The sequence below is a fragment of the Streptomyces peucetius genome, assembly GCF_025854275.1.
GTDB lineage: Bacteria > Actinomycetota > Actinomycetes > Streptomycetales > Streptomycetaceae > Streptomyces > Streptomyces peucetius_A.
On sequence record NZ_CP107567.1, the window covers coordinates 3,428,397 to 3,448,249 of the forward strand.

A 19,853-nucleotide genomic window follows, 5' to 3' on the forward strand; every position below is an offset into this window, starting at 1 on the left:
CGGGCTGGGTGCCGCGCAGGGGCACACCAAGCCCGGCCGGCGATTGAGGCCACCGCGCGGAGTGCGGTACCGGGGCCCGGGGCGGAGGCCCGACGGGGTCCGGGGGCGGAGCCCCCGGTTTCGGGAAGGGGCGGGGTGGGGGAAAGCCCGCGCGGCGTCCGCCCGCACCCCGGGCCTACCCGGACGTTCCGGATGGCTCCGGCGGGGTACCCGCCCCCCACGCAGCGTCGTGACACGAAAGCGCGTGTCAACGACCCGCGGCTGACACAAGGAGGCCCGGCGATGATCCGCAACGTCATCGGTTCCGTCCTCGCTCTCGTCGGAGCGACGGCCGCCGTATGGAGCCCCTTCCTCGACTGGTACGAGGGCCGCCACGGGAGCGACTACCGCATCCAGGACCTCTTCGGCGGCATCAGTCAGAACGAAGGCGCGCTCGTCACGTCCATCCTGCTCCCCATGGCCTTCGCCGCCCTCGTCACGCTGGTCGGCCTGCTGCTCAGGTCCCGGCTGCTGGTGGCGCTCGCGGGCGTGATCGTGCTGGGGTTCACCGTGCTGTGGATGGTCCGCCAGGGCCAGGAGGCCGGCAGTCTCACGGTGGGCGCCGACGGTGACGGGCTCGGCCTGGGCGTGGCGCTCGCCGGCGGTGGCGGTGTGCTGCTCCTGCTGGCCGCCGCGCTGATGAGCGGCCGTCATGTGCTGCGGCGCAGGCGCGAGGAGCCGTACGACGAGGAGCCGCCGGGCCACGCGCCCGCAGACGACTGGGGCCCGTACGGGCAGGACCCGAACCGCGCGGCTCCCTACCCGCAGCAGTACGACGAACCAGGACCGGGACCGGGGCCCGGGCCGGAGCCGCAGGCTCCGCCGCGGCACTCGAGGTTCAGGCGCCACTGACCTCGTCACCGGCCTCGCGCCGGGCGGCGCGGAAGATCCGGATCTCGCGGTCCACGCGCGCCTGGTAGGCCGCGTACGGCGGCCAGAAGCGCACGGCCGACTGCCAGGCCGCCTCCCGTGCCGTGCCCGTGAGGAGCGTGGCGCGGACCGGGACCGTCCCGCCCTTCCGGCTCATCTCCGCGTCCGGGTGGGCGAGCAGGTTCGCCGACCAGGCGGGGTGGGTGGGGCGGCCGAAGTTGGACCCGATCAGGAGCCAGGTGCCCGTCTCCTCGGGCACGCAGGCGAGCGGGGTGGACCTGGGCAGTCCGGTTCTCGCGCCGCGGACGGTGAGCACGACGCCGGGCAGCATCCGGGCGCTCGGTAGCACCTTTCCGCGGGTCAGGCGGTGGACCGCGCGGTCCACCGCGGGAACGACGTGCGGCGCGAGCTTCGCGAAGGCGCGGGTGGCGGAGACCTTCTGGACCAGGCGGAGGGCGGTGGACATCAGGCCGCCGTCCCCTCGGCGGTGACCAGCCCCGCCCGCTGCGCGGCGGCGTCCCGCAGCCGGTGCACGGGGCCGAAGAGCCTGGCTTCGGCGGCGGCCCGTCCGGCGTACCGGTGCGTCGTCCCGTCGTCCCGGACGAGGCCGGGGCCGCCGGTGAGCCGCACGGTCTCGTCCGCGACGGTGCGCAGCGCCTCCAGGCCCTGGGCGAGCGCCGACGGGCCGGCGGTCGGGTCCCAGGCCGCGTAGTACGCCGCCGAGCGGGCCGCTTGGACGTGGGCGTACAGGTCGGAGAGCCGGTGTCCGACGGCGTCGCGGGCCGCGATGTGCCCGACGGCCCGGGACAGTGCGCCGGCGGCCGCCCCCGCTGCTTCCGCGGCGAGCAGAACGGCGGCCCTGCGGCCGGTGGCGGCGAGGGCGCCGGGGACGTCGGCGCCGTCGTCCGTGCCGAGCAGCAGCGCGGGACAGTCGCGGAGCTGGAGTCCGGCCAGGGGGCGCGTCCCGTCGGGTGTCGTGAGCCGGGTGCGGGTCAGCCCGGGGGCGTCCGCGCCGACGTGGAAGAGCAGGGCGCGGCTGCGCGGGAAGCCGCCCGTGTGCGCGGCGACGAGCAACAGCCGGGCGCTGTGGCCGTCGAGGACCTGCGGGGCCTCGCCGTACAGGGTCCAGCCGTCGCCGGTGCGTCGTGCCTGGAGGCCCCCGGACCGGCCGCCTCCGGCCCACGCTCCGGTCGAGTTGTCACCGGTCAGGGCGAGCGCGTCCGCGAGGCTGCCTGGAACGGCGAGTGTGCCGGTGAGTGAGGCGTCGGCGATCCGCGGCAGAAGCGCGGAACGCTGCTCGGGGGTTCCGAGGGCCGCGATCAGCGGTGCGGCAAGGCCGGCCGTGGCGAGCAGCGGGGACGGCGTCAGGTCCCGGCCGGTCTCCTCGCAGACGACGGCGAGGCCGGTGATCGTGCGGTCCGCGCCGCCGGACGCCGCCGCCGGGAGTGCGAGGCCGGGCAGGCCGAGTCGCCGGACGAGCCGGGCCCACCCGGCCGGTCCGGTGGCTCCTGTCAGCGCTTCGCGCACGGTGCGGCGGAACGCGTTCTGCTCGGCGGTGAGGACGGCATCCATCCGGGGCTCCTCTCCACAGTGACCGGCGGCCACGACCTGACGGGCCGTCATGTTAGAGGCGTCCGCCCCGGAAGCCCAGACGTCTTCGGCACCCGTTCCACCGGTGCCCACCGACCTTCACCTGATGTACCGTCAGAAACATGCCCTCCACACCGCGCAAGGTCGCCGTCGTCGGCATATCCCTCTCGGACTGCGGCCGCGTCGACGGCCCCACCCCCTACGCGCTGCACGCCCAGGCGGCCCGCCGGGCGCTCGCCGACTCCGGACTCGACCGCTCCGTCGTCGACGGCCTCTGCTCGGCCGGTCTCGGCACGCTGGCGCCGACCGAGGTCGCCGACTATCTGGGGCTGCGGCCGGTCTGGGTGGACTCGACGGCCGTCGGCGGGGCGACCTGGGAGGTCATGGCCGCCCACGCGGCGGACGCGATCGCCGCCGGCCACGCGAACGCGGTCCTGCTGGTCTACGGGTCGACCGCCCGCGCGGACATCAGGGCGGGGCGCCGCGCCTCGGAGCTCTCCTTCGGCGCCCGCGGCCCGCTCCAGTTCGAGGTCCCGTACGGTCACACGCTCGTCGCCAAGTACGCGATGGCCGCCCGCCGCCACATGCACGAGTACGGCACGACCCTGGAACAGCTCGCCCAGGTGGCGGTCCAGGCGCGGGCGAACGCCGCCGCCAACCCGGACGCGATGTTCCGCGACCCGATCACCGTCGACGACGTGCTCGAAGGGCCGCTGGTCGCGGACCCTTTCACGAAACTGCACTGCTGCATCCGCAGCGACGGCGGCTGCGCGGTCCTGCTGGCGGCGGAGGAGTACGTACCGGACACCGCGAAGACCCCGGTGTGGATCCTCGGCACCGGCGAGCACGTCTCCCACACCGCCATGTCGCAGTGGACGGACTTCACACGCTCCCCGGCGGCGGTCAGCGGCCGGCTCGCGTTCGAGCGGGCCGGGGTACGGCCGCGGGAGATCGATGTCGCGGAGATCTACGACGCCTTCACCTACATGACCCTCGTCACCTTGGAGGACCTGGGGTTCTGCGCCAAGGGCGAGGGCGGCGCCTTCGTGGAGAAGGGGCGGCTGCTGCGGGACGGCGAGCTGCCGGTGAACACCGACGGCGGCGGCCTCTCGGCCTGCCACCCGGGGATGCGCGGTCTGTTCCTGCTGGTCGAGGCGGTACGGCAGCTGCGTGGCGAGGCGGACGGCCGCCAGGTGCTGAGGGCCGGCGGCCGGCTGCCCGAGCTGGCGGTCGCGTCGGGGACGGGGGGCTGGTTCTGCTCGTCGGGGACGGTGGTGCTGGGGCGGGGCTGACCTGCCTCCGCAGGCGGGCGCGATGTTGAATGCGTCCATGGACCACGAGGAGCGAGACCCCCAGACCGCCTTCCGCGCACTGCTGCACGCACAGCGGGTCTGGGTCGTCCCGCTGCCCGCGTTCGACCCGGCCGGCGCGCCCGGTGAGCCGCTGCCGCTGTTCCACCGGTGGTTCGCCGAGGCCGTGGCGGCCGGGCAGACCGAGCCGCACACCATGACCCTGGCGACGGTGGACGAGCAGGGGTGTCCTGACGCGCGGATCGTGATGCTCCACGACGCGGACGCGCGCGGCTGGCACTTCGCCACGCACGCCACGAGCGCCAAGGGCCGGCAACTGGCGGCCCGGCCGGAGGCGTCGCTCGTCTTCTACTGGGCGGCGCAGGGCCGCCAGATCAGGGTGCGCGGCAGGGTGACGGCAGCGCCCGAGGAGGAGAGCCGGGCCGATCTCGCCGTCCGCTCGACCGGGGCGCTCGCCGCGGCGCTGACCGGCAGGCAGAGCGAAGTGCTGTCGTCGGTGGACACGTTGGCCCGCGCCTCGCAGGCCGCGTGGGAACGGGCGCAGTCGGAGCCGGACGCACCGGTGCCGACGTGGACGCGGTACGTGCTGGACCCGCGCGAGGCGGAGTTCTTCCAGGGCGACGAGCGGCGCAGGCATGTCCGGCTCCGCTACCGGCGGGCGGCGGGCGGTACGTGGGAACGGGAGCTGCTCTGGCCCTGACCGGCGCGCCCGTCCGGAGCGGGAGGCCCAGGACCGTACGGTCACGCCCTCCGGAGCGAGAGGCCCAGGACCGGTACCCTCACGCCCGGAGCGAGAGGCCCGGGACCGGTCGTCACGCCGGGCGGAAGACGGCCACGGCCACGCCGTCCTCCCCCGTACGGAAGGCGGCCGTCAGCTCCATCCCGACCGCCAGGCGCTCCGGTGGGCAGTCCACCACCTCCGTCATCATCCGGGGCCCTTCCGCCAGTTCGACCAGGGCCGCCGTGTACGGGACGCGGTCGCGATGCGGCGGCAGGTCGTTGCGGTGGACGACGGACCAGGTGTAGAGCGTGGCCCGGCCGGTCGCCCGTTCCCAGCCGACATCCTCGCTCCAGCAGTGCGGGCAGAACTCGCGCGGGTAGTGGTGCGGCCGCCGGCAGTCGGCACAGCGACGGATCAGCAGGTCGCCCGCGGCGGCGGCGTCCCAGTAGGGGCGGGTGAGGTCGTCGATGCCGGGGGTCGCCGGGCTGCCGGTGCCGGTCACTGCCGGGGTACCGGTGCCGGTGCCGGTCCCCCTGCCCGTCACAGGAACAGTCCGATCGCGCTGTCGAGGGACCAGACCTGCCAGGACATCGCGAAGAGGGCGACGAGCGATATCAGGGCCATCATCGCGTTCTGCCCCTGCTCGGCCCAGTCGTGGATCATGAGGATCAGATAGAGCAGATTGAGCACCAGCCCGCCCGCCAGCGCGATCGGCGTGAGGAACCCGGCGACCAGCCCCAGACCGAGGGCGAGTTCGGCGTGGACGACCAGGTAGGCCATCGCCCTGGGCCGGGGGGCCACGATCTTCTCGAAGCCGGTACGGACGGGCCGCCAGCGGTGTTCCGCGGCGACGCCGGCCGCCCAGGTGATCCCCGTCCCGCGCTCGAACCAGCCCTTCTTGTCCTTGTGCCGCCAGCTCTCCAGCCACCACAGGCCGAGGCCGATACGCAGGACGGCGACCCATTCGGCGCCGGTGAGCCAGATCGTCCGCATGGCCCGCTCTCCCCTCACCACTGTTTCTGACAGTACGTCAGTTTCCGGGTGTGCGGGCGGCCCGCGCAAGAGGGAGGGTGCCGGGGCGCCCGGAGTTCCCAGGTCGTGACCCATTCGCAACCGAACCCGGTCTTGACTGAGACCCATCAAATCGGCGGTTCATTACGCTCACGCTCATGGCCGACGAAAAGGACAACGACAGATTCCCGGGCACCGACCGGACGAACCACCGGCCCGTGTACGTCGTCGGCGGCGGCCCGGGTGGTCTCGCCGCCGCGGCCGCCCTGCGGGGGCGGGGCGTGCGGGCCGTCGTGCTCGAGAAGTCGGAGTCGGTCGGCGCCTCCTGGCGCCGCCACTACGACCGGCTCCATCTGCACACCACCCGCAGGCTCTCCGCACTCCCCGGGCTGCCGATGCCGCGCTCGTTCGGCCGCTGGGTCTCGCGCGACGACGTCGTCCGCTACCTGGAGAAGTACGCGGAGTTCCACGAACTGGAGATCGTCACCGGCGTCGAGGTGTCCCGCATCGAACCGGCCGGAGGCGAATGGCTGCTGCACGCCACCGGCGGTCGCGAGCTGACCGGCCGGGCCGTCGTGGTGGCCACGGGCCACAACCACACCCCCCGGCTGCCCGACTGGCCGGGCCGCGAGACGTACGGCGGCGAACTGCTGCACGCGCGCGACTACCGTGACCCGGCGCCCTACGCGGGCAAGGACGTCCTCGTCGTCGGGGTGGGCAACACCGGCGCCGAGATAGCCGTCGACCTGGTCGAGGGCGGGGCCGCGCGGGTACGGCTCGCGGTGCGCACCGTCCCGCACATCGTGCGCCGCTCCACGGCCGGCTGGCCCGCGCAGCGCACCGGCATCCTGGTCCGCCGGCTACCGGTGCGACTGGTGGACAAGGCCGGGGCACTCATGTCCCGGGTCGCCGTGCCGGACCTGGCCGCGCAAGGGCTGCCGCGCCCCGACACGGGCCTGTACTCACGCGTCAGGCAGGGCGCGATCCCGGTGCAGGACGTGGGCCTGATCGACGCCGTCCGCGCCGGCCGCGTCGAGCCCGTCGCGGCTCTCGAGTCCTTCGACGACGGCAAGGCGGTACTGGCGGACGGCACCCGGATCTCCCCGGACACCGTGATCGCCGCGACCGGCTACCGCCGGGCGCTGGAGGGCCTGGTCGGGCACCTGGGCGTGCTCGACGAACAGGGCCGGCCGGTGGTCCACGGCGGACGGACGCCCAAGCAGGCTCCCGGTCTCTACTTCACGGGCTTCACGAACCCGATCAGCGGCATGCTCCGCGAGATGGCGATCGACGCACGCAGGATCGCCAAGGCGCTGGCGTAGTCCCCGCTCTCCGGCGGCACGGAGCCGGGGCCGCGCCGCGGGAGCTGCGCCCCGACCCCGGCCCGGCACGGGGCGGACCCCTGCGGCGCGGCGCGACCCCGGACCGGCACGGGCGCGACCCGGCCCCGGCGGCACGCGCCTGCGCGGGAGGCGGCTGAGGCATTGCCGGCGCGGCACCGGTTCCTGACTTTCCGTCAGTTCGCTAATCTGACTGTGCGTCAGTTAAGTGGCCGGGCAGCTCGGCCATCGAGCAGGAGCGGAGACCAGCGATGCTCGGATCGACTCACGGCACACTCACCTCCGACCTCCGCGCGCGCGTCGTCGCCTGCGGCGATCAGCCCAGAAACGCCGTCCACGAGGCGGCCGGACCCACCGCCCTCGCCGGTGACCTCGACGTCGGCGGCCGTCCGCTGCACGCGCCCGTGCCCGACCTGGACCGGTTCTTCCAGCCCTCGTCCGTCGCCGTCGTCGGCGCCTCCGACGGGGAGGGCCGGCCGAACACCGGGATCACCCGGCAGCTCGTCGACTGGGCCGCCCGCGCCGGCGCCCGCCTGTATCCCGTGCATCCCACCCGTACGACCGTCTTCGGCATCGACTGTGTGCCCTCCGTGGCCGAACTGCCCGAACCGGTCGACCTCGCCGTGCTGCTGGTCGGCGACCCGCTGCCGGTGATCGGGCAACTCGGCGAGGCGAAGGTGAAGTTCGCCGTCGCCTTCGCCTCCGGTTACGCGGAGACCGGCGAAAAGGGCGCCGCCGCACAGGCACGGCTGGCGGCGGCCGTGGAGCGTTCCGGCGTCCGCCTGCTCGGGCCCAACACCAATCTGAACGCCTTCGAGAGGTTCCGCGACGACCTCGACGGACCGGCGATCGCGCTCGTCACCCAGTCCGGCCACCAGGGGCGACCCCTCTTCACCCTTCAGGAGCTGGGCGTACGGCTCTCCCACTGGGCGCCCACCGGCAACGAGGCCGACCTCGAGACGGCCGACTTCGTCTCGTACTTCGCCGAGCGCCCCGAGGTCGGGGCCATCGCCTGCTACGTGGAGGGCCTGAAGAACGGCCGTTCCTTCCTGCTCGCCGCCGACCGGGCGGCCCGCCGCGGGGTGCCGGTCGTCGCCGTCAAGGTCGGCCGCACCGACACCGGGGCGCGCACGGCCGCCTCGCACACCGGCAAACTCACCGGCAGCGACCAGGTGGTGGACGCGGCGATGCGGCAGTTCGGCGTGATCCGCGTCGACGGCCTCGACGAGCTCCAGGACACCGCCGCCCTGCTGGCCCGCGCCCGCCCGCCGGTGGCCGACGGAGTGGCCGTCTACTCGATCTCCGGCGGTACGGGGGCGCACTTCGCGGACCTCGCGACGGCGGCGGGCCTGCGTCTGCCGCGGCTCGGCGACGCCCGGCAGGCGGAGCTGCACCGGTGGATACCGCCGTACCTGAACGTCTCGAACCCGATCGACAACGGCGGCCACCCGGTGGGCGACTGGCGCGGCCGCAGGATCATCGACTCGATCCTGGCCGACCCGGAGGTCGGTGTGCTGGTCTGCCCCATCACCGGGCCCTTCCCGCCGATGAGCGACCGGCTCGCACAGGACCTGGTCGACGCGGCGGAGACCACCGACAAACTGGTGTGCGTGGTGTGGGGATCGCCGCTCGGCACCGAGTCCGCCTACCGCGACACGCTTCTCGGCTCCTCCCGCGTCGCCACCTTCCGCACCTTCGCCAACTGCATCACGGCGGTGCGCGCCCATCTGTCCCACCACCGCTTCACGGCCCGCTACCGCTCCCCCTTCGACGAGGCCCCGCGCACCCCGTCCCCGTCGTTCCGCAGGGCGCAGGCGCTCATGCAGCCGGGCCGGCAGCTGAGCGAGCACGCGGCGAAGAGCCTGCTGCGCGCGTACGGGATCCGGGTGCCGCGCGAGCAGCTGGTGACCAGTGCGGCGGCGGCCGTACGGGCGGCCGCGCTGGTCGGCTACCCGGTCGTGATGAAGGCGTCCGCGCCGCAGCTCGCGCACAAGACCGAACTGGGTCTGGTCAGGATCGGGCTCACCTCCGCGAGCCAAGTGCGCGACACCTACCGCGAGCTCACCGACATCGCCCGCTACGAGGGCGTCGACCTGGACGGCGTACTGGTGTGCCAGATGGTCGAGCGGGGCGTCGAGATGGTCGTCGGGGTCGCCCACGACGAACTGTTCGGCCCGACCGTGACCGTGGGGCTCGGCGGCGTCCTGGTCGAGGTGCTGCACGACACCGCCGTACGGGTCCCGCCCTTCGGCGAGGACCAGGCACGGGACATGCTCGGCGAACTGCGCGGCCGCGCGCTGCTGGACGGCGTACGGGGCGGCCCGCCGGCGGACGTGGACGCGCTGGTGGAGGTGGTCCTGCGGGTCCAGCGGATGGCGCTGGAGCTCGGCGACCAGCTCTCCGAGCTGGACGTCAACCCGCTGATGGTGCTGGGGCGCGGACAGGGCGCGGTGGCGCTGGACGCGCTGGCGGTGTGCCGGTGACGACGGGCGTCCTGCACCGGGTCGAGGAGTCCGTCTCGTGGATCACCCTCGACCGCCCCGAGGCCATGAACGCGGTGACGTGGGAGCAGCGGGAGCGGATCATCGGGCTGCTCGCCGAGGCGTCGTCCGACCCGGCGGTCCGCGCGGTCGTCGTCACCGCGAGGGGGCGCGGCTTCTGCGCGGGCGCCGACCTGCGCGGTGCGCCGGCGCGCGAGCCGGCTCCGGGGGACGTCGCACGCACGATCCGGCTCGGGGCGCAGCGGCTGATCGGGGCCGTACTGGACTGCGAGAAGCCGGTGATCGCCGCGGTCAACGGAACGGCGGCGGGCATCGGCGCGCATCTGGCGTTCGCCTGCGACCTGGTCCTGGCGGCGGCGGAGGCGCGCTTCGTCGAGGTGTTCGTACGGCGGGGTCTGGTGCCCGACGGCGGCGGGGCGTACCTCCTCCCCCGGCTGATCGGCCCGCAGCGCGCCAAGGAGCTGATGTTCTTCGGCGACGCGGTGTCCGCCGAGGAGGCGGCACGCCTCGGGCTCGTCAACCGGGTCGTGCCCGCGGCCGACCTGGAGAAGACGGCCCGCGAGTGGGCCGGCCGCCTCGCCGCGGGCCCGACGCGGGCACTCGCGCTGACCAAGCACCTGGTCAACGCGTCCCTCGACGCCGACCGCGCGACGTCCTTCGCGGCGGAGGCCACGGCCCAGGAGCTGAACATGACGACGAGGGACGCCCAGGAGGGCGTGGCGAGTTTCCGGGAGCGGCGCGCGGCGCGGTTCGAGGGCCGCTGACCGCTTCCCATCTGATGGACCGTCAGGTTCAATGGACGGCGTGATGGGACACGCAGCCATGGCCGCCACCGCCGTCCGGTATCTCCGGTCCGTCGGGGCACCCGTCGGCACCGATGTGTACGAGGCGCTGCCGGCGCCGGTGCTGCGGGCGGTCGGGGAGGACGAGCGACCACCGGTCGGGGCCGGCGAGTTCCGGCGGGTGCTGGGGCACTTCGCCAGCGGGGTGACCGTCGTGACGGCGGTCGACGCGGACGGCCCTGCCGGGTTCGCGTGCCAGTCGTTCGCGTCCCTGTCGCTCGAACCGCCGCTCGTGGTCTTCATGGTGGGGCGCGCGTCCACGACCTGGCCGCGGATCGCCCGTGCCGGGCGCTTCTGCGTCAACGTGCTCGGCGAGACGCAGGGGGAGTTGTGCCGCGGCTTCGCGGTGAGCGGGGCGGACAAGTTCGCCGGGGTGTCGTACCGGCCGGCGCCCGTGACCGGGGCGCCGCTGCTGGACGGCGTGGCCGCCTGGATCGACTGCACGGTGCAGGCGGTGCACACCGGCGGCGACCATCTGGTCGTGGTGGGCCGGGTCGAGGCCCTGGACGCGGACGAGCAGTGCGCGCCCCTGCTGTTCCACCGCGGGCGGTTCGGGCGGCTCGACGTCTGAATCCCGCCAGCGGCGGCGCGCGCCGTCCCGGAGGGTGGACGCATGACCACGACGCATGAGGCCCGGGCCATCGCCCCGGATGTACTGAAGCAGCTCCGCGAGCGCGACGACGCCGGCCACACCCGGCAGCCGTTCACCGACCCCGAGGGCGGCGAGGCCCTGCGCTGCTGCCTGCGGCGCAGCGCGGCCGGTGAGCGCATCGTGCTCGTCTCGTACGCGCCGCTGCGCCGCTGGGCCGCCGAGACGGGCGCGAAGCCCGGCGCCTACGAGGAGTGCGGCCCGGTCTTCGTCCACGCCGAGGAGTGCGAGGGGCCGGCCTCCGGGCCCGGCTACCCGGCCGGACTCCACGGCGCCCGCCGGGTGCTGCGCGCCTACAGCACCGACGGGCACATCCTCGGCGGGAGGCTGGTCGAGATCCCCAGGGAGCGTGCGGCAGAGGTGGACGACGCCCTGCGCGACGTCTTCGCCGACCCGGCGGTGGCGCTGGTGCACGTACGCGCCGTGGAGTTCGGCTGCTTCATGGTCGAGATCCGCCGCGCCGGGGCCGGCGGCGGGCGTGTCAGCCGGCCAGGCGTTCCACGAGCAGGAACCCGCCGATGACGATCATGACGGCCCCGGAGGCGCGGGTGACCGCCCGCGCCGCCGAGGGCCGGGTTGCTAGACGGCGGCCCGGGGCGCCTTCGGCAGTGGCTTGCGGCGGATGACCAGGGCCATCAGGGCCGCCGCCGCGCACAGGGCGCCGGAGGCGTACCAGATCACGTCGTACTCGCCGAAGACGTCGCGGACGACGCCGCCGGCGAAGGCGACGACGGCGGCGCCCACCTGGTGGGAGGCGAGGACCCAGCCGAAGACGATCGCGCTGTCGTCGCCGTAGTGCTCGCGGCACAGGGCGATCGTCGGCGGGACGGTGGCGACCCAGTCGAGGCCGTAGAACACGATGAAGAAGATCATCGGCGGTTGGACGGTCGGCCCGAGCAGCATCGGCAGGAAGAGCAGCGAGACGCCGCGCAGCGCGTAGTAGACCGCGAGGAGGCGGCGCGCCTCGAAGCGGTCGGTGAACCAGCCGGACGCGATGGTGCCGACGACGTCGAAGACCCCGATGACGGCGAGCAGCGACGCGGCCGCGGTGATGGGCATGCCGTGGTCGTGGGCCGCCGGTACGAAATGCGTCTTGACGAGGCCGTTCGTGGAGGCGCCGCAGATCGCGAACGTGCCGGCGAGAAGCCAGAACGGGCCGGTGCGGGCCGCCCGGAAGAGGACCGCCAGTGCTCTGCGCGCCGCTCCCGGCACCGGGTCCGGCTTGGGCGTGAAGCCTTCGGCGCCGTACGCGGCGATGCCCACGTCCGCCGGGTGGTCGCGCAGCAGCAGCCAGACGAACGGGACGACGGCCAGCGCACAGAGCGCGACGGTGATCGCGGCGGGCCGCCATTCGTGGTTCTCCACCAGCCAGGACAGCAGCGGCAGGAAGACGAGCTGGCCGGAGGCCCCGGCCGCGGTGAGGATGCCGGTGACCAGGCCGCGGCGCTTGACGAACCACCGGTTGGTGACGGTGGCCGCGAAGGCGAGCGCCATCGAGCCGGACCCGAGGCCGACGAGGACGCCCCAGTAGAGGATCAGCTGCCACGGCGCGGTCATCCACACGGTGAGCACCGAGCCGGCCGCGATCACAGTGAGCGCGACGGCGACGACACGGCGGATGCCGTACCGGTCCATCAGGGCCGCCGCGAACGGCGCGGTGAGTCCGTACAGCGCCAGGTTGACCGAGACGGCGAAGCCGATCGTGCCGCGCGACCACTCGAACTCCGCGTGCAGGGGCTCGATCAGCAGGCCCGGCAGGGACGCGAAGGCCGCGGCGCCGATGATCGTCACGAAGGTGACGGCGGCGACGAACCAGGCGCGGTGGACGCGGGGAGGCCGGCGCAGCGGCTGCTCGGAGGTGGTGTGCGGAACGCTTGTCTGGGTCACGTCACCCAGCTTCCGGCCCGGGCCGTCCACCATCGAGTGGCCCGAAGGACAGTGTTCGTTAGGATCGGGCCATGACACAGTCCCGACGGCATCGCGTGGTGGTCCTGGCGCTGACCGGGCTGCTCCCCTTCGAGCTGGGCATCCCGCACCGGATCTTCGGCCGCGCCAAGGCGCCGGACGGCAGCCCTCTGTACGAGACGGTCACCTGCGGTCTCGCCCCCGGCCCGGTCCGTACGGACGCGGACTTCGCCGTCCACGTCGAGCACGGCCCGAAGGCCCTGGCCACGGCGGACACCGTCGTCGTCCCCGCCTCCTACGAGCTGGGTCCGGTCTACGACGAGGGCCGCCTCACCGAGGAGCTGGCCGCCGCCCTCGCGTACGTCCGGCCCGGCACCCGGATGGTGTCCATCTGCACGGGCGGGTACGTACTGGCCGCCGCCGGATACCTGGACGGACGGCCCGCGACCACCCACTGGTCGTGCGCCGAGCACTTCCAGCGGCTCTTCCCGTCCGTCGCGGTCGACGCGGACGTGCTGTTCATCGACGACGGCGACGTACTGACCTCCGCGGGTGTCGCCGCCGGGATCGACCTGTGTCTGCACATCGTGCGCCGCGACCACGGCGCGGCCGTCGCCAACGAGGTCGCCCGCCGGACCGTCGTACCCCCGCACCGCGACGGCGGCCAGGCCCAGTACATCCACCGGCCCCTGCCCGACCCGCAGATGGCGACCACCACGGCCGCGCGGGCCTGGGCGCTGAGCCGGCTCCACGAGCCGCTGCAGCTGCGGGACCTGGCCGACCAGGAGTCCATGTCGGTACGGACCTTCACCCGGCGCTTCCGCGAGGAGGTCGGCATCAGCCCCGGCCAGTGGCTCACCCAGCAGCGGGTGGAACGGGCCAGGCACCTGCTCGAGTCCACGGAGCGCTCCGTCGACCAGGTGGCCAGGGACGCCGGCTTCGGCACGGCCCAGTCGATGCGCCAGCACCTCCAGGCGGCGCTCGGTGTCCCGCCCACGGTCTACCGGCGCACCTTCCGCGCGCGGACGGTCCCCTCCGGGGACTGACGGCCCGCTGCGGGTCGCACCGTGCGCGCCGTGCCTCAGAACGTCAGCACGCCGCGCGCCACCCGTCCCTGCTGCGCGTCGTCCGCCGCCTTGGCGAAGTCCTCGACGGGGTAGGTGGCGGTGACCAGTTCGTCCAGGAGGAGGCGGCCCTGCCGGTACAGGTCCGCGTAGAGGGCGATGTCGTGCTGCGGGCGGGAGGAGCCGTAGCGGCAGCCGAGGACCGACTTGTCCAGGAAGAGGGACGCGGGCAGGAAGGCGGCCTGTGCCGACGGGGAGGTCATGCCCAGCAGGACGGCCTGGCCGCGGCGGTCGAGCAGTTCGATCGCCGCGCGGATCAGCGCGGTGCTGCCCACACACTCGAAGACGTGGTCGGCGCCGGCGGGGAGGACGTCCCGCACGCCGTCGACGGAGGCGAGGAAGTCCGTGGCGCCGAACTGCCGTGCCACGGCCTCCTTCGCCGGGTTCGTGTCCACGGCGACGATCGCCGAGGCGCCCGCGATCCGCGCTCCCTGAAGGACGTTGAGGCCGACGCCGCCGGTGCCGATGACGACGACGGTGTCGCCCCGTTCCACCCTGGCACGGTTCAGTACGGCCCCGACGCCGGTCAGGACTCCGCAGCCGATGAGCGCGGCGGAGGTGAGGGGCACGTCGGCGGGGATCTTCACGGCCTGCACGGCCTTGACGACCGTCCGCTCTGCGAAGGCGGAGTTGGCGGCGAACTGGAACACCGGGGCGCCGCCGCGGGAGAAGGGGCGTCCGGGGCGGCCGATGGCCCGTCGGCACATCGTCGGGCGGCCCCGGTCGCAGTCGGCGCAGGCACCGCAGTTGGCGAGGGTGGACAGCGAGACGTGGTCACCTGGGGCGACATGGACCACGCCGGGGCCGACCGCCGCGACGACGCCCGCGCCCTCGTGGCCGAGGACGACCGGCACGGGGAAGGGGATCGTGCCGTCGACGACGGACAGGTCGCTGTGGCACAGCCCGGCGGCGGCGATCCCGACGAGGACCTCGCCCGGACCGGGGGCGCGTATCTCCAGGTCGTCGACGACCCGGACCCGTTCCCCGTCGAACACGACACCCTTCACCGCGGCTCCTTCGGCAGGCCGGGCGTCCACCCGGCGGGGACGTGGCGCCGGGCCCCGCCCGGCGCGCCCGGCTCACGCATTGGGGCGGGCGCCGCGCTGTGCCGCCGCGGACATGGCGTCCAGCTGCGCCAGCAGCGGCATGGGGTCGGTGCCGACCGTGCCCGGCAGGAAGTCGGCTATGCGGTCCGGGGTCCAGGGCCCCTCGCCGTAGGCGGCGCGCAGTTCCCTCGGCTGGGCCCAGACCGCGATCTTGGGGCCGGCGATCGTGTAGACCTGGCCGGTGATCCGCTCGGCGCGGGCCCGGTCGGAGAGCAGGTAGACGACCAGGGCGGCGACGTCCTCGGGCTCGCCGATCTCCTTGAGCTCCATGGGCACGTTCGCCGACATGCGGGTACGGGCGACGGGGGCCACCGCATTCGCCGTGACGCCGTACTTGTGCAGGCCGAGCGCCGCGCTGCGGACGAGGGAGATGACGCCGCCCTTCGCCGCCGCGTAGTTGGCCTGCGAGACGGACCCCTGGTGGTTGCCGCTGGTGAAGCCGATCAGCGTGCCGGAGCCCTGTGCCCGCATCACCGCGGAGGCGGCGCGGAAGACGGTGAAGGTGCCCTTGAGGTGGGTGGCGAGGACGGAGTCCCATTCCTCCTCCGCCATGTTGAACAGCATCCGTTCGCGCAGGATCCCGGCGACGCACACGGCCCCGTCCAGACGTCCGTACTCGGCGAGCGCCACGTCCACGATGCGCCGGCCGCCCGCCATCGTGGCGATGTCGTCGGCCACGGCGACCGCCGTGCCGCCGGCCGCCTCGATCTCCTTGACGACGCCGTCGGCGACCTCGGAGGTGGGCGAGGACGCCCCGTCCACGGAGACACCGAGGTCACCCACGACGACGCTCGCGCCCTCGGCGGCGCAGGCCAGTGCGACCGCCCGTCCGATGCCGCGGCCGGCTCCGGTCACGGCGACGGCCTTGCCTGCCAAGAAGTTCCCCACGACCGGCCCCTTCCCGCGGTTTCTGACGGACCGTTAGATTCTGGGGAGTCGGACACATGAACACAAGCCCCGGGAGGCCCCATGTCACTGCCGGCCGCGTTCCACGACATCGCGAAGCGCGTCAACAACTGGGGGCGCTGGGGCGAGGACGACGAGATCGGCACCCTCAATCTGATCGACGACGAGGTGGTCACCGGCGCCGTCGCCACCGTCCGCAGCGGGCTCCGCGTCCCTCTCGCGCTGCCGCTGAGGCAGGGCGGCGTGCAGACCGGCGTCATCCCGGGCCGGATCGACCCGCTGCACACGATGGTGCAGATCAACCAGGAGCTGTTCGGGCCCGGCACCGTGGCCACCAGCGACGACACGGTGACGATGGGACTCCAGGCCGCCACCCACTGGGACGCCCTCACCCACGCCTCGCACTCGGGCCGCCTCTACAACGGCCGCCCCGCAAACACCGTCACCCCGCACGAGGGCGCCCGTTTCAGCGGCATCGAGAAGGCCCCTCCCGTCGTCTCACGCGGCGTACTGCTGGACGTGGCCGGTGCGAAGGGGCTCGACCGGCTGCCCGGCGACCACGCCGTCACACCGGAGGACCTGGACGAGGCGGCGGAGTACGGGGGCGTCACCGTCCGCGGCGGCGACATCGTCCTGGTGCGGACGGGGCAGATACGGCTCCTGCTGGGTGGCGACCGGCACGGCTACGGGTATCCGTCGCCCGGTCTGTCGGTGCGTACGCCCGAGTGGTTCCACGCCCGCGACGTCGCCGCCGTCGCGAACGACACCCTCACCTTCGAGATCTTCCCGCCGGAGATCGAGGACCTCTGGCTCCCGGTGCACGCGCTGCACCTCGTGGAGATGGGCATGCCGCAGGGCCAGAACTGGAATCTGGAAAAGTTGTCCACAGCCTGTGCACAGGCCCGGCGGTACGCCTTTCTGCTCTCCGCGATGCCGGAGCCGTTCGTCGGCGCCACCGGGACACCGGTCGCCCCGGTGGCTGTGCTGTGAGTCTTCGGCGGCCGTGCGTACTGCGATTCCGCGGCGGTCTCAGGCCCCGCGCGCGACGACGGGTCCGCGCGCGACGGGCCCGCCGGCCAGCCGGTGCGCGCCCGTGGGCAGACCGCGGTCCACCTCGCACCAGATGGACTTGCCGGCGCCCTCCCGCCGCCAGCCCCAGCGGTCCGCGAGCCCGTCGACGAGTTCCAGGCCGCGGCCGCCGGTGTCCTCACCCTGCGCGTGCCGGGGCCTGGGCGGGCAGGCGCTGACGTCGGCGACCTCGACCCTGACCGTCCCGGCCCCCGCGGCGCCCCCGCCGAAGAGCATGCGCAGCACCGCCGGACAGCCGGTGTGCACCACAGCGTTGGTCACCAGCTCCGAGATCAGCAGGATCAGTGTCTCGGCCAGCCGCTCGTCGTCGCCCACCCCGGACTTCACGAGCCGCGCTCTGGCCCATCTGCGGGCCCGTCCCACTTCCGAAGGGTCGGACCCGATCTCCAACTGCACCTGAAGCACCTGCACCGCTCACACCACCCGAACCGGCGGACACATAGCCTCGCGCCTCACAGCCATAACGGAATGTGATTCCCTTGCAGCACAGCTTGATTGACTTACAGTCACCGCAACAAGCGCTTCGGGCATATTCCAGCGTGAAGGAGTACGCGTGGTGCATACTGTGCGACGCACGCCGCGGCGAGTCGAACACAGTGCCGCAGAACGCATTCGCACAGGCCGAACAGCTCGCATCGACGGGACCGGGACCGCCGTACCGGCGGCACCGTGAGACCCCGTCATCGCAGCGACTCGCATCCAACGGAGCGTACCGGAGTGCCGCCCCGACTCCACCGTGTGACGAGTCGCCCGAAGGACACAACCCGATATCGACACACGGTGACGGCTCAGAGCGCCGCGGCCAGGGCCTCGGCGTGCATCTCCTCCGCCTGTGACGTCGTCACCCACATCCGGGCCCGCAGCAGAGCCCGTTTGAGGTGGAGATGGACGTCCGCCTCCCAGGTGAAGCCCATGCCGCCGAGCACCTGAAGGCAGTCCCCCGCATTGCGCACCGCCGCCTCGTCGGCCGCCAGCTTGGCCCCCGCGGCCTCCGTCAGGTCCGGGCCGACGGCCGCCGCCGCATAGACGGCGGCGCGGGCGACCTCCGTACGCACCAGCATCTCGGCGCACAGGTGTTTGACCGCCTGGAAGCCGCCGACGCTCTGCCCGAACTGGACCCGGTGCTTCGCGTGGCGCACCGCCTCCTCCGTGCTGCGGGCCGCGCTGCCGAGCTGCTCGGCGGCGGTGAGGAGCACCGCGGCGGCCGGCAGCGGGCCGGGCGCGGCGGGCGGCGGCGGGTGCGGGAGCCGGTGCAGGGGCGTGAGCGGGTCGAGGGACCGTACGGCGGCCGCCTCCCGTAGCTCCACAGCCTCCAAAGCGCCTGCCCCGAGCGCGACCACGGCGTCCGCGTCGTCGAAATGCTGTACGAGGTGGGCTAGTTGGTTCGCGCAGGTGACGACCGCCGTGCCGTCCGCCGCCCCGGGCACCGTCCCCGCCGCGAGATGTGTCGCCACCAGCGGACCCGGCAGCAGCGCCCGGCCCGCCTCCTCGAAGAGCAGCACCGCCTCCGGCAGCCCCAGCCCGGCGCCGCCCTCGCTCTCCGGCAGCCGCAGCGCGAAGAACCCCGCCCCGCCCAGCTCGCGCCAAAGTTTCCGGTCCACCCTGCCGTCACGGTCGACGGCGGCCCGCAGCGCCTCGCGCGCGAAGCGGCCGTCGAGCAGCTCGCGCGCGCCGCTGCGCAGCGCCCGCTGGTCGTCGGTGAGCCGGAAGTCCATCAGCGTCCCTTGGGCAGGCCGAGAATGCGCTCGGCGACGATGTTCCGCTGGATCTGCGAGGTGCCGGCGGCGATCGTGTACGAGAGCGACGACAGCCGCTGCACGGTCCACGGCCGTGACAGGTCGAACGCGTCGGGTCCGAGGACCTCGGCGGCCGCGTCGTACAGCTCCTGACGGGCGTGCGAGTAACGGAGCTTGAAGACGGACCCGCCGGTGCCGGGGACGCTGCCGGTCGCGGCGGCCTCGCTGACGTTCCACTGGACGAGCCGCCACAGCGCCGCGAACTCCGCGTGCAGCCGGCCGAGTCCGCGGCGGAGTACCGGATCGTCCCAGCTGCCGTTGGCCCGTGCCTCGGCGGCCACCTCGGCGAGCGTGCGGCGGCAGGCGACGACCTCACCGGCGAAGGCGGTGCCGCGTTCGAAGGAGAGCGTGACCATGGTGACGCGCCAGCCGTCGTTCTCCTCCCCGACCCGGCAGTCGGCGGGCACCCGCACCTCGTCGAGGAACAGCTCGGCGAACTCGGCGGACCCTGCAAGGGTGCGCAGCGGCCGTACGGTGATGCCGGGCGCGTCCATGGGCATCGCGAGCCAGGTGATGCCGCGGTGCCGGGGGGCGGCGGGGTCGGTGCGGACGAGCAGTTCGCACCAGTCGGCGACCTCGGCGTGCGAGGTCCAGATCTTGGAGCCGGTCACGACGTACGCGTCGCCGTCGCGGACCGCCTTGGTGCGCAGCGAGGCGAGGTCGGAGCCGGCGTCCGGTTCGCTGAAGCCCTGGCACCAGATCTCGTCACCGCGCAGGATCGGCCCGAGCCAGCGTTCCCGCTGCTCGGGGGTGCCCTCCGCGGCGATGGTCGGCCCGGCGTGCAGCAGTCCGACGAAGTTGGCGCCCACGTACGGCGCTCCGGCCCTCTCCGTCTCCTCGAGGAAGATCAGCCGCAGGGTCGGGGAGGCGTCCCAGTGCACGTTCCCGTAGCCCGCGTCGTACAGCGCGCGCTGCCAGGCGGTGTCGTACGCCCGCCGCGCCGGCCAGTCGTCGGGCGGCGGCTGCGGGGGCAGGCCGGGCAGGGCGGCGGCCAGCCAGTCGCGGAGCCGGGCACGGTACTCCTTTTCGGCGTCGGTGTACGCCAGGTCCACGG

Annotated in this window: 20 protein-coding genes; 10 read left to right on the top strand and 10 right to left on the bottom strand. The window is 73.8% G+C overall.

Annotation, left to right across the window (positions count from 1 at the left end):
- The first annotated feature begins 282 nt into the window (after positions 1–282).
- The gene (locus tag OGH68_RS15600) at positions 283–891 is read left to right on the top strand and encodes a hypothetical protein (RefSeq protein ID WP_264244564.1); all 609 of its coding nucleotides are present in this window, start codon (positions 283–285) and stop codon (positions 889–891) included.
- Here the strand turns inward: OGH68_RS15600 and OGH68_RS15605 are convergent.
- Together OGH68_RS15605 and OGH68_RS15610 are read right to left on the bottom strand one after the other, a co-directional pair.
- On the bottom strand, positions 878–1,375 hold the full coding sequence (locus OGH68_RS15605) for a nitroreductase family deazaflavin-dependent oxidoreductase (protein ID WP_264244566.1): 498 nt from the start codon (positions 1,373–1,375) through the stop codon (positions 878–880). The two genes, OGH68_RS15600 and OGH68_RS15605, sit on opposite strands and share 14 nt — an antisense overlap.
- Complete coding sequence (locus tag OGH68_RS15610; RefSeq protein WP_264244567.1) at positions 1,375–2,481, bottom strand: acyl-CoA dehydrogenase family protein; 1,107 nt, start codon at positions 2,479–2,481, stop codon at positions 1,375–1,377. The genes OGH68_RS15605 and OGH68_RS15610 overlap by 1 nt, the downstream gene beginning before the upstream one ends.
- Before the next feature lie 140 nt (positions 2,482–2,621).
- Between OGH68_RS15610 and OGH68_RS15615 the strand changes: the two genes are divergently transcribed.
- Together OGH68_RS15615 and OGH68_RS15620 are read left to right on the top strand one after the other, a co-directional pair.
- Entirely contained in the window at positions 2,622–3,791 is a 1,170-nt protein-coding gene (locus OGH68_RS15615) for a thiolase C-terminal domain-containing protein (protein WP_264244568.1), read from the top strand.
- A 37-nt stretch (positions 3,792–3,828) separates the two neighbouring features.
- Positions 3,829–4,509: a pyridoxal 5'-phosphate synthase gene (locus tag OGH68_RS15620; protein ID WP_264244570.1), complete on the top strand. Its 681-nt coding sequence runs from the start codon at positions 3,829–3,831 to the stop codon at positions 4,507–4,509.
- A gap of 112 nt (positions 4,510–4,621) precedes the next feature.
- Here the strand turns inward: OGH68_RS15620 and OGH68_RS15625 are convergent, their stop codons facing one another.
- On the bottom strand, positions 4,622–5,032 hold the full coding sequence (locus OGH68_RS15625) for a Zn-ribbon domain-containing OB-fold protein (RefSeq protein ID WP_264250099.1): 411 nt from the start codon (positions 5,030–5,032) through the stop codon (positions 4,622–4,624).
- A gap of 38 nt (positions 5,033–5,070) precedes the next feature.
- Positions 5,071–5,523: a DoxX family protein gene (locus OGH68_RS15630; RefSeq protein ID WP_264244571.1), complete on the bottom strand. Its 453-nt coding sequence runs from the start codon at positions 5,521–5,523 to the stop codon at positions 5,071–5,073.
- 176 nt (positions 5,524–5,699) lie between these two features.
- On the opposite strand from OGH68_RS15630, the gene OGH68_RS15635 reads away from it, so the two are divergent.
- The 5 genes from OGH68_RS15635 to OGH68_RS15655 all read left to right on the top strand — a co-directional run bounded on the left by OGH68_RS15635 (position 5,700) and on the right by OGH68_RS15655 (position 11,395).
- Positions 5,700–6,863 carry a flavin-containing monooxygenase gene (locus tag OGH68_RS15635; RefSeq protein ID WP_264244574.1) on the top strand — a complete coding sequence of 388 codons (1,164 nt, stop codon included), beginning with the start codon at positions 5,700–5,702 and terminating at the stop codon, positions 6,861–6,863.
- A 269-nt stretch (positions 6,864–7,132) separates the two neighbouring features.
- Entirely contained in the window at positions 7,133–9,364 is a 2,232-nt protein-coding gene (locus OGH68_RS15640) for an acetate--CoA ligase family protein (RefSeq protein ID WP_264244575.1), read from the top strand.
- Positions 9,355–10,146 carry an enoyl-CoA hydratase/isomerase family protein gene (locus OGH68_RS15645; protein ID WP_264244577.1) on the top strand — a complete coding sequence of 264 codons (792 nt, stop codon included), beginning with the start codon at positions 9,355–9,357 and terminating at the stop codon, positions 10,144–10,146. Before OGH68_RS15640 ends, OGH68_RS15645 begins: the two co-directional genes overlap by 10 nt.
- Positions 10,147–10,204: 58 nt before the next feature.
- Entirely contained in the window at positions 10,205–10,795 is a 591-nt protein-coding gene (locus tag OGH68_RS15650) for a flavin reductase family protein (protein ID WP_264250100.1), read from the top strand.
- Positions 10,796–10,837: 42 nt separating this feature from the next.
- Positions 10,838–11,395 carry a DUF1203 domain-containing protein gene (locus OGH68_RS15655; protein ID WP_264244578.1) on the top strand — a complete coding sequence of 186 codons (558 nt, stop codon included), beginning with the start codon at positions 10,838–10,840 and terminating at the stop codon, positions 11,393–11,395.
- Positions 11,396–11,452: 57 nt separating this feature from the next.
- On the opposite strand, the gene OGH68_RS15665 is transcribed toward OGH68_RS15655, so the two are convergent.
- A complete protein-coding gene (locus OGH68_RS15665) occupies positions 11,453–12,793 on the bottom strand; it encodes an MFS transporter (RefSeq protein WP_413470988.1) in 1,341 nt (446 codons plus the stop codon).
- Positions 12,794–12,831: 38 nt separating this feature from the next.
- Here OGH68_RS15665 and OGH68_RS15670 point away from each other — a divergent pair, with 38 nt between their 5' ends.
- Positions 12,832–13,824 (top strand): GlxA family transcriptional regulator, encoded by a 993-nt coding sequence (locus tag OGH68_RS15670; protein ID WP_264244580.1) that lies wholly within the window; start codon positions 12,832–12,834, stop codon positions 13,822–13,824.
- Between the two features lie 35 nt (positions 13,825–13,859).
- Here OGH68_RS15670 and OGH68_RS15675 read toward each other — a convergent pair whose 3' ends face one another.
- Both OGH68_RS15675 and OGH68_RS15680 read right to left on the bottom strand, forming a co-directional pair.
- Positions 13,860–14,909: an alcohol dehydrogenase catalytic domain-containing protein gene (locus OGH68_RS15675; RefSeq protein WP_264244581.1), complete on the bottom strand. Its 1,050-nt coding sequence runs from the start codon at positions 14,907–14,909 to the stop codon at positions 13,860–13,862.
- 72 nt (positions 14,910–14,981) lie between these two features.
- Entirely contained in the window at positions 14,982–15,896 is a 915-nt protein-coding gene (locus OGH68_RS15680) for an SDR family oxidoreductase (protein ID WP_264244583.1), read from the bottom strand.
- A gap of 81 nt (positions 15,897–15,977) precedes the next feature.
- Here OGH68_RS15680 and OGH68_RS15685 point away from each other — a divergent pair, with 81 nt between their 5' ends.
- The gene (locus tag OGH68_RS15685) at positions 15,978–16,904 is read left to right on the top strand and encodes a cyclase family protein (protein ID WP_264244585.1); all 927 of its coding nucleotides are present in this window, start codon (positions 15,978–15,980) and stop codon (positions 16,902–16,904) included.
- Positions 16,905–16,943: 39 nt separating this feature from the next.
- Here OGH68_RS15685 and OGH68_RS15690 read toward each other — a convergent pair whose 3' ends face one another.
- The 3 genes from OGH68_RS15690 to OGH68_RS15700 form a co-directional block, all read right to left on the bottom strand.
- On the bottom strand, positions 16,944–17,414 hold the full coding sequence (locus OGH68_RS15690; RefSeq protein WP_264244586.1) for an ATP-binding protein: 471 nt from the start codon (positions 17,412–17,414) through the stop codon (positions 16,944–16,946).
- A 377-nt stretch (positions 17,415–17,791) separates the two neighbouring features.
- Entirely contained in the window at positions 17,792–18,718 is a 927-nt protein-coding gene (locus OGH68_RS15695) for an acyl-CoA dehydrogenase family protein (RefSeq protein WP_264244588.1), read from the bottom strand.
- The gene (locus OGH68_RS15700; protein ID WP_264244589.1) at positions 18,718–19,851 is read right to left on the bottom strand and encodes an acyl-CoA dehydrogenase family protein; all 1,134 of its coding nucleotides are present in this window, start codon (positions 19,849–19,851) and stop codon (positions 18,718–18,720) included. The genes OGH68_RS15695 and OGH68_RS15700 overlap by 1 nt, the downstream gene beginning before the upstream one ends.
- Positions 19,852–19,853: the final 2 nt, after the last annotated feature.

Coding starts and splice junctions, on each gene's coding strand:
- OGH68_RS15600 (WP_264244564.1), top strand. CDS start 283: ATGATCCGCAACGTCATCGGTTCCGTCCTCGCTCTCGTCGGAGCGACG.
- OGH68_RS15605 (WP_264244566.1), bottom strand. CDS start 1,375: ATGTCCACCGCCCTCCGCCTGGTCCAGAAGGTCTCCGCCACCCGCGCC.
- OGH68_RS15610 (WP_264244567.1), bottom strand. CDS start 2,481: ATGGATGCCGTCCTCACCGCCGAGCAGAACGCGTTCCGCCGCACCGTG.
- OGH68_RS15615 (WP_264244568.1), top strand. CDS start 2,622: ATGCCCTCCACACCGCGCAAGGTCGCCGTCGTCGGCATATCCCTCTCG.
- OGH68_RS15620 (WP_264244570.1), top strand. CDS start 3,829: ATGGACCACGAGGAGCGAGACCCCCAGACCGCCTTCCGCGCACTGCTG.
- OGH68_RS15630 (WP_264244571.1), bottom strand. CDS start 5,523: ATGCGGACGATCTGGCTCACCGGCGCCGAATGGGTCGCCGTCCTGCGT.
- OGH68_RS15635 (WP_264244574.1), top strand. CDS start 5,700: ATGGCCGACGAAAAGGACAACGACAGATTCCCGGGCACCGACCGGACG.
- OGH68_RS15640 (WP_264244575.1), top strand. CDS start 7,133: ATGCTCGGATCGACTCACGGCACACTCACCTCCGACCTCCGCGCGCGC.
- OGH68_RS15650 (WP_264250100.1), top strand. CDS start 10,205: ATGGCCGCCACCGCCGTCCGGTATCTCCGGTCCGTCGGGGCACCCGTC.
- OGH68_RS15655 (WP_264244578.1), top strand. CDS start 10,838: ATGACCACGACGCATGAGGCCCGGGCCATCGCCCCGGATGTACTGAAG.
- OGH68_RS15665 (WP_413470988.1), bottom strand. CDS start 12,793: ATGGTGGACGGCCCGGGCCGGAAGCTGGGTGACGTGACCCAGACAAGC.
- OGH68_RS15670 (WP_264244580.1), top strand. CDS start 12,832: ATGACACAGTCCCGACGGCATCGCGTGGTGGTCCTGGCGCTGACCGGG.
- OGH68_RS15685 (WP_264244585.1), top strand. CDS start 15,978: ATGTCACTGCCGGCCGCGTTCCACGACATCGCGAAGCGCGTCAACAAC.
- OGH68_RS15695 (WP_264244588.1), bottom strand. CDS start 18,718: ATGGACTTCCGGCTCACCGACGACCAGCGGGCGCTGCGCAGCGGCGCG.